At 62.3% G+C, this 16,357-nt stretch carries 20 protein-coding genes; 13 read left to right on the top strand and 7 right to left on the bottom strand.

The features are described 5' to 3' along the window. Positions 1-17: 17 nt before the first annotated feature. Positions 18-437 carry a MerR family transcriptional regulator gene (locus SKA58_RS01700; protein ID WP_009820607.1) on the bottom strand — a complete coding sequence of 140 codons (420 nt, stop codon included), beginning with the start codon at positions 435-437 and terminating at the stop codon, positions 18-20. 76 nt (positions 438-513) lie between these two features. Between SKA58_RS01700 and SKA58_RS01695 the strand changes: the two genes are divergently transcribed. From SKA58_RS01695 to SKA58_RS19290, 12 genes are all read left to right on the top strand, one after another. Next, positions 514-1,362: a cation transporter gene (locus SKA58_RS01695; protein ID WP_083784836.1), complete on the top strand. Its 849-nt coding sequence runs from the start codon at positions 514-516 to the stop codon at positions 1,360-1,362. Between the two features lie 51 nt (positions 1,363-1,413). After that, positions 1,414-1,812 (top strand): disulfide bond formation protein B, encoded by a 399-nt coding sequence (locus SKA58_RS01690; RefSeq protein WP_009820605.1) that lies wholly within the window; start codon positions 1,414-1,416, stop codon positions 1,810-1,812. Next, the gene (locus tag SKA58_RS01685; RefSeq protein WP_009820604.1) at positions 1,809-2,513 is read left to right on the top strand and encodes a DsbA family protein; all 705 of its coding nucleotides are present in this window, start codon (positions 1,809-1,811) and stop codon (positions 2,511-2,513) included. Before SKA58_RS01690 ends, SKA58_RS01685 begins: the two co-directional genes overlap by 4 nt. Before the next feature lie 49 nt (positions 2,514-2,562). Next, the gene (locus tag SKA58_RS01680; RefSeq protein ID WP_009820603.1) at positions 2,563-3,174 is read left to right on the top strand and encodes an SCO family protein; all 612 of its coding nucleotides are present in this window, start codon (positions 2,563-2,565) and stop codon (positions 3,172-3,174) included. A gap of 178 nt (positions 3,175-3,352) precedes the next feature. Beyond that, entirely contained in the window at positions 3,353-4,012 is a 660-nt protein-coding gene (locus SKA58_RS01675; RefSeq protein ID WP_037542441.1) for a peroxiredoxin, read from the top strand. 56 nt (positions 4,013-4,068) lie between these two features. After that, positions 4,069-4,509 carry a DUF411 domain-containing protein gene (locus SKA58_RS01670; RefSeq protein WP_009820601.1) on the top strand — a complete coding sequence of 147 codons (441 nt, stop codon included), beginning with the start codon at positions 4,069-4,071 and terminating at the stop codon, positions 4,507-4,509. Further along, positions 4,509-4,793 carry a hypothetical protein gene (locus SKA58_RS01665; protein ID WP_009820600.1) on the top strand — a complete coding sequence of 95 codons (285 nt, stop codon included), beginning with the start codon at positions 4,509-4,511 and terminating at the stop codon, positions 4,791-4,793. The genes SKA58_RS01670 and SKA58_RS01665 overlap by 1 nt, the downstream gene beginning before the upstream one ends. Further along, on the top strand, positions 4,790-5,542 hold the full coding sequence (locus SKA58_RS01660; protein WP_009820599.1) for an MBL fold metallo-hydrolase: 753 nt from the start codon (positions 4,790-4,792) through the stop codon (positions 5,540-5,542). The genes SKA58_RS01665 and SKA58_RS01660 overlap by 4 nt, the downstream gene beginning before the upstream one ends. A gap of 43 nt (positions 5,543-5,585) precedes the next feature. Further along, positions 5,586-6,647, top strand: coding sequence for a cysteine synthase A (locus tag SKA58_RS01655; protein WP_037542439.1), 1,062 nt, complete (start codon positions 5,586-5,588; stop codon positions 6,645-6,647). A 307-nt stretch (positions 6,648-6,954) separates the two neighbouring features. Beyond that, a complete protein-coding gene (locus SKA58_RS01645) occupies positions 6,955-7,878 on the top strand; it encodes an NAD(P)/FAD-dependent oxidoreductase (RefSeq protein ID WP_009820596.1) in 924 nt (307 codons plus the stop codon). 167 nt (positions 7,879-8,045) lie between these two features. Then, positions 8,046-8,360 (top strand): hypothetical protein, encoded by a 315-nt coding sequence (locus tag SKA58_RS01640; protein ID WP_156784125.1) that lies wholly within the window; start codon positions 8,046-8,048, stop codon positions 8,358-8,360. A gap of 108 nt (positions 8,361-8,468) precedes the next feature. Then, positions 8,469-8,795: a TFIIB-type zinc ribbon-containing protein gene (locus tag SKA58_RS19290; RefSeq protein ID WP_009820594.1), complete on the top strand. Its 327-nt coding sequence runs from the start codon at positions 8,469-8,471 to the stop codon at positions 8,793-8,795. 461 nt (positions 8,796-9,256) lie between these two features. On the opposite strand, the gene fliE is transcribed toward SKA58_RS19290, so the two are convergent. From fliE to SKA58_RS01605, 5 genes are all read right to left on the bottom strand, one after another. After that, positions 9,257-9,607, bottom strand: coding sequence for a flagellar hook-basal body complex protein FliE (gene fliE, locus SKA58_RS01630; RefSeq protein ID WP_009820593.1), 351 nt, complete (start codon positions 9,605-9,607; stop codon positions 9,257-9,259). A 119-nt stretch (positions 9,608-9,726) separates the two neighbouring features. After that, positions 9,727-11,184, bottom strand: a complete 1,458-nt coding sequence (locus tag SKA58_RS01625) for a phospholipase D-like domain-containing protein (protein ID WP_037542435.1) — start codon at positions 11,182-11,184, stop codon at positions 9,727-9,729. Between the two features lie 13 nt (positions 11,185-11,197). Continuing rightward, the gene (locus tag SKA58_RS01620; RefSeq protein WP_009820591.1) at positions 11,198-11,803 is read right to left on the bottom strand and encodes a DedA family protein; all 606 of its coding nucleotides are present in this window, start codon (positions 11,801-11,803) and stop codon (positions 11,198-11,200) included. 83 nt (positions 11,804-11,886) lie between these two features. Then, a complete protein-coding gene (locus SKA58_RS01615) occupies positions 11,887-12,354 on the bottom strand; it encodes an MgtC/SapB family protein (protein ID WP_009820590.1) in 468 nt (155 codons plus the stop codon). A 584-nt stretch (positions 12,355-12,938) separates the two neighbouring features. Then, on the bottom strand, positions 12,939-13,322 hold the full coding sequence (locus SKA58_RS01605) for a hypothetical protein (protein WP_037542004.1): 384 nt from the start codon (positions 13,320-13,322) through the stop codon (positions 12,939-12,941). A 1,056-nt stretch (positions 13,323-14,378) separates the two neighbouring features. Here SKA58_RS01605 and SKA58_RS01600 point away from each other — a divergent pair. Continuing rightward, entirely contained in the window at positions 14,379-14,828 is a 450-nt protein-coding gene (locus tag SKA58_RS01600; RefSeq protein ID WP_009820588.1) for a DUF411 domain-containing protein, read from the top strand. Between the two features lie 196 nt (positions 14,829-15,024). On the opposite strand, the gene SKA58_RS01595 is transcribed toward SKA58_RS01600, so the two are convergent. Then, positions 15,025-16,311 (bottom strand): glycoside hydrolase family 130 protein, encoded by a 1,287-nt coding sequence (locus SKA58_RS01595; protein WP_009820587.1) that lies wholly within the window; start codon positions 16,309-16,311, stop codon positions 15,025-15,027. Positions 16,312-16,357 lie beyond the last annotated feature (46 nt).

Below are 16,357 nucleotides of genomic sequence, written 5' to 3'. Positions count from 1 at the left end.
CGTCAATCGCGAACCGATCAGTCCCGATCCCCCGCGTCGCCGCGCAGTGCGTCAAGCACCTGACAGTCTTCGACACTCGTCCGGCTGCAACCGTCAAGTGCGTCGACCAGAACCGTCTCGAGCACCTTCAGGTCGGCAATCTTGCCGCGCACTTCGGCGAGGTGCGATATCGCGATTTTGTCGACTTCGGCGCAGGAAGCGTCCTGCCGGCGTTCGGAAAGCATTAAAAGGCTGCGAATGGAATCCAGGGAGAAGCCGAGCTCGCGCCCCTTTCGGATAAAGCCCAGTCGGTCAAGATGCGCATGTCCGTAGACGCGGTGCCCGCCGGTCGTTCGCGCCGGCTCCGGCAACATGCCGATGCCCTCATAATAACGGATCGTCACGACACGGCAGCCAGTCTGGCGCCCGAGTTCGCCGATGGAAAAACTGTCGCGCATATTCCTCTTGAACCTATAGCTACTGTAGGTCCTATAGGGAGATTTTAGCCTCGCTGCCAATCAGATTGGAACGCCGATGAAGGAATGCTGTCCTGGTGTCGCCGACCACCAAAGCCAGCCCACTCCGGACACGGCTGGGGAGCCGGCGCCAATCGCCCCTTCTTCGCTTGCTCTCTCCCCGGGCGCACAAGCCGATTGCTTCGCTGCGAGGGGAGCACGTCCCGAAGTCGAGCGGCCGGTACCAAATTCCGCAATTGACGACTCCAGACATGTCGCAGGAGACGATTGCTGCTCCGCCAAGGAGCAGGAGATCGCCGCGCTTGGAGCGCATGCCGACGTGAAGCGAATTCTGCAGATCGTGCTCGCGATCAATCTCGCCATGTTCTTCGCCGAGTTTACCGCGGGCATTCTTGCCCGATCCTCCGCTCTGATGGCCGATTCGGTCGACATGCTCGGTGACGCGCTCGTCTATATTCTCAGCCTCTACGCGCTCAATCGAAGCCTGCGCTGGAGAGCCGGCGCTGCGGTCGTGAAAGGCGGGATCATCGCCGTCTTCGGGGTATGGGTGTTCGTCGAGGTCATCCTGAAACTGGCAGGCGGGACCGTTCCCGTCGCGCAGACGATGGGCATTTTCGGATTGATCGCGCTCGTCGCCAATCTGACCTGCCTCGCGCTTCTCTACCGCTTCCGAAATCGCGACGTGAACATGTCAAGCACGTTCGAATGTTCGCGCAACGACGTCATCGCGAACACCGGGGTGCTCGTCGCGGCGGCCGGCGTCTATGCGTTCCGCGCCAGCTGGCCGGATATCGTCGTCGGAAGCATCATCGCCTTGCTCTTCTTCCGTTCGGCGATCCGCGTGCTTCGCGAGGCTTGGCCGCAATTCAGGTCGGCCCGCCCGCAAACCGCGGTGCCCCTGGATTGATCGGAGCCCATTGTGACTTCTGTTCATCGCGCGGATCGAAACGCCTGGCTGATGCTCGCGGCCGCCTGGGTCGTCGCACTGCTCGCAAGCCTGGGCGCGTTGTTCGTCGGGGAGGTGATGGGTCAGGCACCTTGCGTGCTTTGCTGGTTTCAGCGCGCCTTCATGTTTCCGCTGGCGATCGTGCTGGCGGTCGCGGTTCATGTTTCGGACATGCGGGTGTGGCGTTATGCGCTTCCACTAGCGGGTCTCGGATGGGCCATCGCGCTGTATCATAGCCTGCTTTATCTGGGACAGATCGCGGAACCGGTCCGGCCATGTGGCGCCGGTCCCTCGTGCTCGAGCGCCCATATGGTCATTTTCGGGGCTGTGCCTCTTCCTCTCGTCTCGCTCGGTGCTTTCACTGCCGTCGCAGTCCTCCTTATCCTCTCTCGCAGGAGCGCTAACCTATGAACAGGAAGGTTCTGGTCCCCATGGTTCTCACCCTCGGCATAGCGGCCTTCGTGGCTGGCATCTTTCTCTTCAACGGCTCCGTCGGGAACGTCGGGGCCTCGAATGTGGTTGCGGGGAATGCCACCGCGCCCGGTGCTTCCGTCGCAACCTCGGGCCTGAAGGCTCAGGGCCTGCCGAGCGAAACGCTCGTGCGCGCCCATTCCCCTGTGATTGGCCCCCGCAACGCGCCGGTGACGATCGTCGAGTTCTTCGATCCGTCCTGTGAAGCCTGCCGCGCCTTCTACCCCGAAGTGAAGCAGATCATGGCACGATATCCGAGGGAGGTGCGGTTGGTCGTGCGCTACGCACCGAACCACCCCGGGTCCGAAGAGGCCGTGCGCATTCTGGAAGCGGCGCGTGCACAGAATGTGTATGTTCCGGTGCTTGAAGCCGTGCTCGCCCAGCAGCCGCAATGGCACGATGGCAACATGGAGAGCGCGTGGTCAGCCGCAGCTGCGGCCGGGCTGAACGTCGAGCGCGCCAGGGCCGCGCTGAACGCCCCTGCGGTGACGGCGAACATGCAGCAGGATATCGCGGACGGCCAAGCCCTCGGCGTCAAGGGAACGCCAACCTACTTCGTCAACGGCACGCCATTGACCGAGTTCGGGCTGCCGCAGCTTGAGGCGCTGATCCGCGCTGAAGTGGAAGCCCGCCGCCGATGATCGCGATCACCTGCGCCGTGTTCAACGGGTTCGGGCGATGAGCCGCCGAATGAAAGTGGGCATTGCGGCCCTCGCGTCTGTTCTTGTCCTGGCCGCGGCGACGGCTCTGACGATTGGCTGGAGCCCGATGGCGCCGCGGCCGGCCCCAACTGGTGCGCTCGAAGGAGCGGCAGTCGGCGGGCCGTTCAGGTTAATCGATCAGGACGGGCGGGTGGTTACCAGCGACAGCTTCCGCGGTCGCTACCGGCTCATGTATTTCGGCTTCACCTACTGCCCCGACATCTGCCCCACCGATGTCCAGAAGATGAGCCAGGCTCTGCGGCTGTTCGAGCAGCGCGATCCTGCACGCGCCGCACGCATCCAGCCAATTATGGTGACCATCGATCCGGAGCGCGACACGCCCAAGATCCTGAAGCAGTTCGTCAGTAACTTCCATCCGCGGCTCATCGGCCTGACCGGGCCCCCGGCCGCGATCACCGATACTCTACGGCGCTTCGGGGTCTATGCCAGTCGCCAGCAAGTGGGCGGAGCCAGCAGCTACCTCATGGACCACAGCGCGTTGATGTACTTGATGGGCCCGAAGGGCGATCCAATCACCTTCTTCGCCCGCGATGCGACACCCGATCAGATCGCGTCGGAGCTCGACACTTATGTCAGATGAGGCGAGGCGCTGGTTTCTGCATTGCAAATGCGCGCCACGTGAAGATGCACGGGCATGTCGGCCCATCGCAGCGCTGCGTCACATCGTCGAACCAAGCCCTTGAACCTATAGTTACTATAGACCCTATCTGTCTCGCCAGACACCGCCCGAGGGCGCAGATCGATGCAGGAGAAGAATGATGAGTTTGAGGCTTGGCGACATTGCTCCGGATTTCGAGGCGGACACCACAGAGGGTTCGTTTCATTTCCATGACTGGCTCGGCGGCAGTTGGGCCGTGCTGTTCTCCCACCCCAAGGACTTCACACCGGTCTGCACCACCGAGCTGGGGGAGTTTGCCCGCCTGAAGCCTGAGTTCGACAAGCGGGGCACCAAGCTGATCGGTCTCAGCGTCGACAAGGTCGGCGATCACCAGGGCTGGATGCAGGACATCAAGGATGTCAGCGGCCAGGACGTGAACTTCCCGATGATCGGGGATCACGACCTCAAGGTCTCCAAGCTCTACAACATGCTGCCGGCCGAGGAGGCCGAGACCGAGGGCCGCACCGCCGCCACCAACGCCACCGTCCGCACGGTCTACATCATCGGCCCGGACAGGAAGATCAAGGCGATGCTGATCTATCCGATGAGCTCGGGCCGCAACCTGGCGGAAATCCTGAGGCTGCTCGACTCCATCCAGCTGACGGCGAAGCACCCCGTCGCCACGCCGGTGAACTGGAACCCTGGCGGAGAGTGCATCATCGCCCCTTCGCTGGCGGATGAGCAGGCGAAGGAGAAATTTCCGAACGGTTGGAAGACGGTGAAGCCGTACCTGCGCACCATCCCGCAACCGGCGGATTGAAGGCCACCTTCGCTGGTAGGCAGGTCGGGGCGAAAGCCAGAGATGGAGTGGCACAGATGCTGAAGAATTTGATGATGCTGGCGGTCGGACCTGCGCTCCTGCTGGTGCCTGGCATGGGGACCGCCGCGGAAAGGCCCGCCGGCGTCATGTATAAAAATCCCGGATGCGAATGTTGCGACGGACATGCCGAGGCGCTTCGGCGGGCCGGCCTCGATCTCCGCGTAGTGGCGAGCGATAACCTCGCGGACCTCAAGACACGCGCCGGCGTTCCCGCCAGGCTTCAAGGTTGCCATACCATACTGATTGGCGGCCATGCGGTGGAAGGACATGTCCCGGTCGCCGCCATCCAGCGACTGCTCGCCCAGAAACGCGCCGTCCGAGGAATCGCCCTTCCAGGCATGCCGGCCGGATCGCCCGGCATGGGCGGCGCCAAGGCCGCCCCCTTCAAGGTGATGAGCTTCGGCGCGCAAGGCACGCAGATCTTTGCAGTAGAGTGATGGACGTGGACCACGTGATCGAACCCGGACCCGGTGAGGATCTGCGCTATCTCCAACGCCGAGCGGAGGAGGAACTGGAAATGGCGCAGCGGTCGATCGTGCCAGAAGCAACGGCCGCCCATTACCGGCTCGCCGAGGCTTATCTCGACCGGATCGAGGCCAACGAAGTTGCGGCAGCAAGCGGACAAAGCGCAGCCGAGCCGGCCGCCCAAGAGCTTGCCCCGCCCGCGACGCTTCGAACCGGAGAAGCCGGACCCTCTCGTACGGATCAGGCCGCGCGATGATCTTCAGGCAGCTTTTCGAACCTGAATCCTCGACGTACACCTATCTGGTCGCCTGCGGCGATACGAAACGGGCCGTGCTCATCGACCCCGTACTTGAAACGGTCGAACGGGACCTCGCGGTACTGGCGGAACTGGGCCTCGAGCTGGCGTTCAGCCTGGAAACGCACGTCCACGCCGACCATGTCACCGCCGCGTGCCGGTTGCGAAGCATGACCGGCTGCAAGGTCGCCTATCCGGAGACGGATGGCCTTGCCTGCGCGGACGTCCTCGTGAACGAGCTCAACCCGCTCCGGGTCGGCGCGCTCCTTCTCCAGCCGCTGTTCACACCGGGGCATACCGACGCGCATCATTCCTATCTTCTAGAGCATCCCGGCGCGCTGCGGGTTTTCACCGGCGATGCATTGTTGATCGACGGTTGCGGACGCACGGACTTTCAGAACGGCGACGCCCCGGCGCTCTATCGTTCGGTCCACGAAAAGCTGTTCTCGCTCCCGGAGGACGCGCTCGTCTATCCGGCGCACGATTACGAACATCGCCATGTCAGCACCGTAGCTCAGGAACGCGATCGCAATCCCAGGCTTGGCGGCGGAAAGACGCTAAACGAGTTCGTCGAGATCATGGCCAACCTCGATCTCCCCTACCCCAAGCGGATCGACGTCGCCGTGCCTGCCAATCTTGTTTGCGGCGCCTGCCCAGGGGAAGATCAGGCGATCGCTGCCAAGCTGCCGGGGCCGTCGCGCCAGGGTTGATCAGAACCGCTTGCCGCTGCGCGGGCCGAAAAGGATGCCACTGTTGACCATTCACAACAACATACTCGATGCGATCGGCAACACGCCGCTGATCAGGCTCCGCCGCGCGTCGGAGGCGACCGGGTGCGACATTCTCGGCAAGGCCGAATTCATGAATCCGGGTCAGTCGGTGAAGGACAGGGCCGCGCTCTTCATCGTGCGAGCCGCCGAGCGCAGCGGCATGCTTCGGCCCGGCGGCGTAATCGTCGAAGGGACGGCCGGAAACACCGGCATCGGCCTTGCGCTGGTCGCCAACGCGCTCGGCTACCGCACCGTCGTCGTTATTCCGGACACGCAGGCGAAAGAGAAGAAGGACATGCTTCGGCTCGCCGGTGCCGAGCTCATCGAGGTGCCGGCGGTACCCTATGCCGACCCCGACAATTATGTGAAACTGTCCGGTCGGCTCGCCCAGGCACTGGCGGAAGTCGAGCCGAACGGCGCCGTGTGGGCAAATCAATTCGACAATGTCGCCAACCGGCAAGCGCATGTCGAAACAACAGGTCCGGAAATCTGGGCACAGACCGAAGGACGGGTAGATGGCTTCGTCTGCGCGGTAGGCACCGGCGGCACCCTGGCCGGCGTCAGCATCGCGCTCAAGGAACGGAACCCCCAAGTCGCTATAGCGCTCGCCGATCCGCCTGGGGCCGCTTTGTTCAGCTACTACACGAGCGGCGAGCTTCGCGCCGAGGGCACCTCGATCACCGAGGGCATCGGCCAAGGACGGATCACCGGCAACCTCGAGGGCTTCACCCCGGACTTCTCGTACCTGGTCCCGGACGCCGAGGCGCTCCGGACAGTCTTCGATCTGCTGGAGCACGAAGGTCTTTGTCTCGGGCCGTCCTCCGGGGTGAACGTCGCCGGGGCGGTCCGTCTGGCACAGCAGCTCGGTCCCGGCCACCGTATCGTGACGGTGCTATGCGACTATGGCACGCGGTACCAGTCGAAGCTCTTCAACGCCGATTTCCTCCGCTCCATGAATCTCCCGACGCCAGGCTGGATCGCGCAGGGCAGTCCGATCGTGCAGGAGGCTTTGAAGCGATGCCGGCCAGAAGGGACCGGGCGATGAAGCCGGTAATGACGAGAGGCTGCGCCGAGAGCGGTTCGTGGAACTGGTTCGGGCAAGACAGGCCTGCGCAGCTCGCATCCTGTAACACTGCGCTCATCGACGACCCGGGGCTCGAGGGGCATGGTTCGACCGCCGATAAGAAGCTCTTGCTCGCCCGGGCAAACCAAGGGGAGTTCGGCTGGGACATGACTTTAATGCCGCGCGGTTTGCCCAAAATAGGGATGGCTGCCGCCAAGCCCCGGCGATTCAATGTAATAGCGCTCCGCCCGGCCGGTCGGCGCGTCCATCACGATCCGGTGAAAGAGGCATGATGTCCGAGCAGTGCGACGTTCTGATCGTAGGCGGCGGACCTGCCGGCCTGACCGCAGCCATTTACCTCTCCCGCTATCATCGCCGCGTGATCGTGGTCGATGCTGGTCACAGCCGCGCAAAGTGGATTCCGCTCTCTCACAACCATGCCGGGTTTCCGCACGGGATTAACGGTGAAGAACTGCTAGGCCGGATGCGCGAGCAGGCCGAGCGTTACGGCGCAACGATCGTCACGGGCCTTATCGAGGAACTCCAAGGCGAGGTCGACGCCTTCGAGGCGCGCGGCGCGGGCATGGCTTTTACCGCTCGCGCCGTCGTGCTGGCGACAGGCGTGGAGAATCGACGCCCTCCGATGGATGGGGCGACGCACCGCGACGCCCTCGACCGGGGGTTGCTGCGCTACTGCCCTGTATGTGACGGCTACGAGGCAACTGGACAGGCTATCGGCGTGATCGGTGCCGACCGTCACGGTGTTGCGGAAGCGCTGTTTTTGCGGACCTTCTCGGACAACGTGACGCTCCTGACCCACCAGTCGGTCGAGCTTTCCCAGACCGATCGCGCCAGCCTGTCGAGCGCCGGCATCAAAGTACAGGAGAGTCCAATCGACGCGCTCGAGTTCACGGACGCGGCAGTGGTTCGGTTACGCGACGGCAGCCTGTGCCGATTCAACACCATCTATCCCGCACTTGGTTCAGACAGCAACAGCGCGCTCGCGAAAGCGTTCGGCCTTAAGCTGAGCGACGATCGCTGCATCGTGGTCGATTCCAAGCAGCGGTCCAGCACCGCAGGAATCTATGCAGCAGGCGACATCGTCATGTCGCTCGACCAGATCAGCGTCGCGATGGGCCATGCGGCGATCGCAGCGACGACGCTTCACAACGATCTGCGCCAACGCGAGGGTACAACCGCCTCGGGAGATTAAGAAGGTCGTTGAACTAATTCGATACGCTGATGCTTATTTGAATACGCAATAAATATAATATCATCTCTTGTTAGTGAACATGAGCTGTCGATCGCATTCCGCCTGCATTCAATATCGCGGTCCTATCTACTAGACGTGACATTCGGTCACGCTTGATGGAGGTAGTCATGAGAGGATCCTTGATTTTTGCCGCAGCCGCGCTGGCGTTTGCTGCTCCGGCTGCGGTGGCCCAGTCCCATGGTGGTTACAGCGGATATAATAGCGGTCCGTCCTACGCCAATCAGGTCCGAGGACACGGCGGATATGGTGATCGTTATCGTGATCGCGACGATGGTTACCGGCAATCATGGCGCGGCAATGGTGGCGGCTACTACCAGGGTGGTTACAGCTACAACAATCGCCACGATCGCCGCGAGGAACGTCGTGAACGCCGGCATGAGCGCCAGGAGCGCAATCAGCGCTACGGGGGTTATGGCTATTAAGATGAAAGCAGCGCTTCCTGGGCAGACCGCCCCAGCGGTGCCGACCAAAGAGAGGAATGCACCATGACGGATGCCGCAACAATACCCGGCACCACCCGGATGCAGGGCATGCTCTGCCCCGTGTGCCGGGTCGACCTCGTGCTCGCCGACAGACAGGGGGTCGAGATCGACTATTGCCCGCAATGCCGGGGCATCTGGCTGGACCGCGGCGAACTCGACAAGATCATCGAGAAGAACGCTTCGTACGAGGCGACGTCGAAACCGGCACCCGATTACCCGCCACAACCGACGGCGCCTGGATATGCTCAGCCCGCTCCTTGGGGCGGGTACAACGAAGGATCTCACGGCGGTGGACGTCATGGCGGCGGGCATGACCGTGGTGGGCACGGCGGCTATCGTCCCGGCGGCTTTCTTGGCGGTCTGTTCCGGCATTGATCCGCAATTGGCCGGCGTTCTGAACAGGCAGCCGCTTCATGGTTGTCGGTGCATGGAGGGAGAAATAGCGTGACCAGAAGATGCGGGCTGACACTTGGGATCATGATCCTTATCCTTTTCGGCTTGGCGGCAGCGCCGGCCGGCGCGCAGGTCTTGTCCCATGGCGCCGGCGTCAACTGGAGCGGTACGCATGGCGGGGTCAACTGGGATGGTGGGCATGCCTATGAGGGCGGAAGCTACGGCGGTTACCCTGCCTCTTCCGCACCCCGTCCCGCGTACCAGATGCCGCAGCCTACGCCTTATCCCATGCATGAACCTCGCACGCCATACGCCCAAAATGACAGCAGCGATCACGCCGTCCGGCATGACGATCGTCGTTCATCACCACCGGCGGTTCGGAGTCTTGACCGCAGGTGAGCCATCCCGGGGCCATCGGGCAACTCGATGGACGCAGGCTGTGATCAGACGGCCATGCTCATGACGTCCTTGTAGGCCGAAAGAACCTTGTTCCGGACCTGCAAGGTGGCTTCGAACGAAACCGAGGCGCGTTGCTGTATCAGCGCCACGGTCGCGATATCGGTCGTCTCACCGCGTTCGTAGGTTTCGGTCGCGACATCCTCCTGTTCCTGGAGCGCATTAACCTTTTGAAGCGCGGTCTGCATCGTCGCGGCAAAGCTCGTCGATGGGGCAGTGCCATCCGGTCCTCGCAGTGCATTTGGCGACGAAGCCGAGCCGACATCCCTCAGCGCGGCATTGCGTTGAAGCACCGCGTTGCGCATCGCCATGACGTCGGCCACGCCGTTCACATTCATGCCTGTCGACCTCTTGCCCCAACGATGGAAAGCGCATCTTCGCGCAAGAACGATTAGAAACCGTTAAGGATGTTTGTTCGGGACTGGCCCCCCGGTCCTCCTGATCCGGGCGATACGCGTCACGGCTGACGGCGGTGTCGGTGCCGCAAGTGAAAGAGCAGACCGCGGCGTCGCGAAAACGGCTCGAACATCTCGTCGGGCCCCTCGGGGTCGAGCAGCTTGCTGTCGGCCAGCCATTTTTCCATCGAAGACAGTTCGGGCAGCTCGTACTCGCGTAGCGAGCGACCCGGTGCCTGCAACGCCGCGATCGTTGCGAGCAACGAGCCGGTTTCGGCGAACTTCGCGATGACCGCGTCCTTGTGGGCGCCGAGGTGCTCGGCGAGCAGACCGGCGCGGATGTCGGCTATCGTTCTATGCCCATCGGCGTCGGATGCCCCGCTCGTGTCGATCGTCACGTCGCATTCGCTGTCGAGGCGCAGCGACCGGTTGTTGAAGTTGGAGGATCCCACCCGCAGCACGACGTCGTCGACGATCATGACCTTGGCATGGACATAGATCGGTGCGCCCGCGGCGGTGAACGGGTGATAAATCCGGAAGCGGTCGTGCACGTCGCGCGTCCTGAGTTCGGCAACCAGCCGGGCACGGGCCGTATCCATCGCGATCGGTTCGAGCCAGCCGTTCGCGGTCGTCGGATTGACGACGACGATTTCCGGACCATCGGCCTCGTCGAGCCGTCTGGCGATCGCCTCGGCGACCCGCCGGGACGCGAAATACTGGCTTTCGGCATAGATCAGCCGCCGCGCCCGCGCGATGAGCGCGACATACAGCGCCTCGATCTCGTGAACCGGTTCCTGGTCGGCGAGCTTTGGCAGCGTGCGCGAGATCCCGACGGGCACGTCCCTGAAGTCCGCCTCGAGCCCGTCAGGCCAGCAATCCGCGCCATCGGTCACGGGCTCGATCGAATACCCGCCGGCGGCATGCCACCGCTCCCGACAGGCGTCGCCGAGGGCGCGTGCCACCGGGCCCTCCAGCGCCATCGCCGCGTCATGCCACGGCCCGTGCGGCGTGCCGTCCGGTCGGATGCGGCGCGGTTCCTCGTCCCGGTGGTCTCGCGTGTCCCACCGTTCGCGGGTCATGTCGATGCCGCCGCAAAAGGCCATGCAGTCGTCGATTACCACGATCTTCTGGTGATGCGATCCTGCGACCGGATGATGCCCGTCGAGTTTGAGGTGGATCTGCCGGTCGCGCATCCAGCGCAGGATCGTGAACAGGGTGCGGCCATGAAACAATGTCTTGAGCGCACCGGTATCCCAGCGGAGTATGTGGATATCGAGCAGGGGACTGCGCTTGACCAGCCAGCTGATGAACGCCCCGACCGTTGGCGGACCCTCGTCCTGACCCTCCCCGGCAAACTGGATCCGGGCGTCGAAGTCCCAGCCGATCAGCACGATGCGCCGCTTGGCCTTGAGCATCGCCGAGCGGGCCGCCCTGAAATAGTCATCGGCGTCGACGATGACGGCCGCACGGCTTGCCGTGGCGGTCCGCCAGAACGCGCGCCGCATGGTGGCGTCGCTCATGGGCTTTGGCACCTCAACGCCCATGACGACGCCCCCACGTCGCTACCCGCCAAGCGTACCAGAGCACGAGCGCGATGATGATCGCCGTCGAGACCGGACCCACATAGCGCTCGACCGCCCCATAGCGCTGCCCCAGCAGATAGCCCGCGGCGGCCAGAGTCGCGGTCCAGGCGGTCGTGCCGATCGTCGACCACAGGAGGAACGGTCCCAGGGGCATCCGCACGAGCCCGGCCGGGATCGATACGACCGATCGCACCGTAGGGACGATCCGCCCGATGCAGACGAACGGGCCACCGTGGCCGCGGAACCAGGTCTTCGCGCGCTCGACCTCCTGCCATTCGAGCGTCAGCCATCGGCCGTGCCGATCGACCAGGCCATGCAGCCGGTCGATGCCGAGCATCCGCGCGACGGCGTACCAGCACAGATTGCCCGCCATCGCGCCCGCCGCTCCGGCGGCGATCACGCCCGGCAGCGACAATGCGCCGCGCGAGGCGCGCAGGCCGGCAAGCGGCATGATGACTTCCGAGGGCAGCGGCGGGAACACGGTTTCGGCGAACATCAGCACCGCGACGCCAAGATAGCCGAGCTGATCCACGAGCTGCTGGATCCACTGGCCCAAACTGCTTCTCCTTATCTTATGTGGGTCGAAACCATTTGTCGTCGCGTATCGCCCGACCTTAATCCGATCCGCGCAGCAATCGACTATCCTGAATCCGGTTCCGGTCGGGCGTTGGCCCCGCCTGGTAGTGCCGGTGCGCTATCCACGTTGTCGCCCTGTTCGCCCGCGGTTTGCTTGAGTGGACGTGAAAGTCGGAGAGTCAGGAAGGTTACAGCGCTGATGATGACGGCGATATCGTACAGCGAATATCCGACCGCGGCACCAACGGCCCCTGTCGCCCACAGGCTCGCCGCCGTGGCCGTCCCTGATGTTCGACTCCCTTGCTTCAGGATCGCTCCGCCGCCGATGAAGCCGACACCGGTGATCAGGCCCTCCAGGATACGTGCCTGGCCGAGCGACGCCCGACCGAGTACCGCAATCGCGATCAGCACGAAACCGCAGCTGGCGATTGCGACGAGCGGAAAAGTGCGCACGCCCGCGCTGCGCTCTTCCTTCTCCCGATCCCAACCGATCGGAAGAGCCAGAGCATAGGCGGCCGCAAGGCTGACCATATGCCAAAGGGTTTCCGACAAGCTACCAGCTAGCAAAGGCAACGGAACTTGCCTCTCGAAAGACTTGGGGATTGCATGGCGGGATCAATGACGGCCACCACCATGTCCGCTGCCGTGGCTACCTCCAAAATGCCCACCTCCAAAATGTCCGCCACCAAGATAACCGCCCCGATAGTGGCCGCCACCGATGCCAATCCCGATTCCGAGCGATCCATAGAAGGGGGAGCCGTAGTAGCCGTAAAGGCTTCCATAGCGGTAGAGATAGCCGCCCCCATAGTAGCCGGCGCCGCGCGAACCACGCCCGCGGTCGGCGACGGCGATCAGACACTCGCTTCTGTCTGCCTGAACCGCACTGCCCGGGGCAGAGGGGACGGCCGTTTGCGGCGTGGCGGGTGCCGGCGGAGCAGCGGATGTTGCCCCGGGCATTCCATTCGGACGGGAGATCGGCACCGCACGGATCGCGCCGGGCGTGTCACAGGGCACGGAGAAGTAAGAATAGGAAAAGGGCCGCGGCGCATAGGTGGCGCAACCGCCTAGCAAGATCGCGCTAGCAAGTGAGCCGATGGAAAACTTTCGGATGTTCGTCATAATAGTTTCATTCCTGTCATGAACGACGCGGCGTCGCTGAGAGGAGGAATGAATCCGGTTTCAGGGGACCATATTGCGGCGGCTTGCTTCTGTGGCTGGGAGGCAGCTGGTACTGCTCTGGACGGATCCGCGTAGGGCAGTGGCTGTTCAGATATTGATTGTGGTTCCGGTTCCGCCTCGCGATTGCCTTCGTCTTCACCGGCGGCTGGAGAACGCATAACTTTAGCTGCGTCGACCGCCCTCAGTGCGTCAATTTCTTCAAAATATGCGTCAGCCATTTTGTAGTGTGCCGCAACTATCTTGGAACTGGTTGCAAGTTGCACCAGCTCAATTTCAGTCTCAGCTCGGTGCTGAAAATACACTATATCATCGTCTATCATTAGGATCCCTCGACCTACGAATGGGCGATTGAAGATTTGGCCGCCCCGCTTCGCTCCATGCAGAGGCCTTGGAATCTTCAAAGACGTGTGCGGATGCGAGTGACACGCTCACCTCATCGGAGAACCTGTCAGTGCATGATTACCGAATTTAAGCGAGTCGAGGGGGTCGTTCCAAGTCAAATGGCGGTGAACTGACAATCGAATTTTCTTTAGTAGATACAAAGACAGGTCGGTTCAGAATAAATAGTGTGGAATGTACGCTCGATCCTACAAAACCTGTTTGCACATCCCTGCAGTGTGAATGCTGACAAGTGACGGCATGGCGAGGAAGGTCTGTTTGATCATTGTCAGATTGTAGTGCCTTTAGTGTAAGATCCGTTCTTGAAACTACTGCCGTTTTAAGCCCATTGTCGGCTGACCAACTCGCGGCGGCTCTGACGCACGCTGCTTCGCCCAGCGAAGGCAGCACCAGGGCCATCAGCGTTGCCAATGCAATCAGGATGGGCAAACGCCGCCATCGCAAAGCTCCGGACGTGGGAAGCCGAAAATCACCGCCATGCAAGCGGTCGAACCGCATGTATGATGCGATTTTAGCGAAGCCCACGTTCAATCACGCAAGTGATGGTACGAGATTTGGTCGAATCAGCCTTCGCCGGAGACGATCCCGATTCCACGCCATTTGACGGGACGGGTTCCTCGCGCCGCGCGCCGGGAGTGTTGCAAGGGACGTGATCGTAGACAGGCGCGGCTGACGCGCGGGGTCGGGCAAGGGGGCCGGTGCATGCGGTGAGCGCGAACATTGCAAAAGCCAATGTTGACCTAGCTGGGAGGCGCATCCTGACCCTTCCTGTTTCTCGTATTCGCCTTACAGTAGCGGTTGCACGCCGGAATCATAGCAAATCCGTTCGATGTTACCTTTGCCTCTGCCGTGTTCCGGACCTGTGCTGAAAACAGTGGAACGGTAGCGCAACAGGCACGATCGAGGCGGGGTACCGCGATGGCCGCGGCATCGGCCTATCGCATCAAGCAGAGAGAGACCCGATGGGAGGAACTGACATGAAACACCGAATGGTTGGTCTGGCTGTCCTCCTGGTGACGGTCCTTCCTGGCGTTGCATCGGCCGCCGCTGATATTGCCATGCACCGCGACCCGGGTTGCGGCTGCTGTGAGAAATGGGCGGTCCAGGTCCACCATCAGTTCGGGCGCAAGGTACAGATCTCGGACGATGCGAACCGGGCGGCATTTCAGCGCCGTATAGGTGTGCCGGCGCAGTTCGCATCCTGCCACACCGCCATCATCGATGGCATGGCATTCGAGGGACATGTGCCGATCGCCGACATGAAACGCGTGCTCGCGCAACATCCAAAGGGCGTCCGCGGCCTGGCCGTGGCAGGAATGCCGCTCGGTTCGCCGGGAATGGAGATGCCGGGTGCGAAGGCGCAGCCCTTCGACGTCATCGCATTCGCCCCAGCTGGCCAGCGCGTTTATGCCCGCCACGGAGGCTAGGAGTTAAGGCCAGGAGGCTTCTTACAGTTGCGCATGATGCTGTACGACAAGCATCACCCGGATATCCATGGTGAAGATATCAATTCTTCGGAGACTGAAATATTAGCATTGAGCAGAACGTGACATTAGACAATACATTATATCTGCAAGACTACCGCAACTTATAGAGGTACTATACCTACGGTAATTGAGCTGGTCATTCCATTACAGCAAGAAGGTCATCAATCGACACGGTGGCAAACCCGGTGAAGCTGTCGGCGACGGCGTATGGAAGGAGTAGGTCGCGTCCCACTGAGAGCGCACCGCAGCTATAAACCACGTTGGGGACATATCCGTCACGTTCCTTTGGACTGGGTGCCAAGACCGGACGCGGCGTGCGTGCCAACAGCTTCGACGGATCGTTCTTGTCTAGCAGGCACGCCCCAATACAGTAATTGCGAACAGTTCCGACGCCGTGAGTGAGGACCAGCCAGCCCTCGTCCAGCTCGATCGGCGACCCGCAATTGCCCATTTGGACGAACTCCCAGGGATAGCGCGGCTCGACTAGCTTTGAGCCACCATTCCAAGCGAGGATGTCGTCCGACGTCAGCAGCCAAATGTTCTTGTTGTCTTGGCGGCCGAGCATCGCGAAGCGACCATCGATCAGGCGTGGGAAAAGCGCCATTCCCTTGCCGCCGGCAGCGTCGCCAGTCAGCGCACGCATCTCGAAGGCGCTGAAATCGGTGGTGGTCAGCAACTCCGAGCGCGCAGCCGCACCACTAAATGCAGTATAGGTGCCATGGTAGGCGAAGACGCCGTCGCCCTCATCGAAACGAACGAGGCGCAGATCCTCGACGCCTTGGCGTTGGCTCGGCATTACCGGGAACAGCACCGTTTCCGAGATGGTCCGGCTTTCGCCCGAATAGAGTCGCACAGAAGCATTGCCCGTATCGGTCTGATCAATGACGGGGGGCACCGACACGGACCCCGGATCGTCGATGCTCAGCGTGCCGCCGGGTGTCCACCGACCCGTACGGAACGTTATGGAAGACAGGTGGCCTTCGCCGATCCCGCGCAGCGACAGAACGAAGCGGACCTCGCCATCCGCAACGTCGACCTGGTGCGGATGGAGCACCGCACTCGGGTTGAACAGTGCCGCCGCCTCATAGGCATATTCCTGGCTGAAGTACGCTCCAATCAACCTGCGTTGCGCGTCGTTGCATCGATCGGCACCGTCGAAGCGATCGGCCATTTCGTCAAAGCGTCGCCGAAGGGTCGCATCAACTCCGCGGTGGTTTTGGTCGAGCGAGGCCGTGACGCCCTCCAACTGCCTGATCAGCTCCGCCTCGTCGAGCGCGAGAATGAAATCGACCGTCTCCTGCGTGCGCGTCTTGCCGCCATCAAAGCCACGTGGGTAGCCGGGCTCGAACGGCCTTACCACCGTGCGGGACGGGTCGGGGCGCAGCAGGATGTCGTGAAAACGAAGTTTCGCGCGTTCGACCATGGTAGACCTTCATGTGTCTTGAGTTCTAAGCCACCGTTTATGGCAG

The sequence above is a fragment of the Sphingomonas sp. SKA58 genome (assembly GCF_000153545.1).
Lineage (GTDB): Bacteria > Pseudomonadota > Alphaproteobacteria > Sphingomonadales > Sphingomonadaceae > Sphingobium > Sphingobium soli.
The sequence above is the reverse complement of the archived record's forward strand: the minus strand, read 5'-3'. Positions and strand labels throughout refer to the sequence as shown.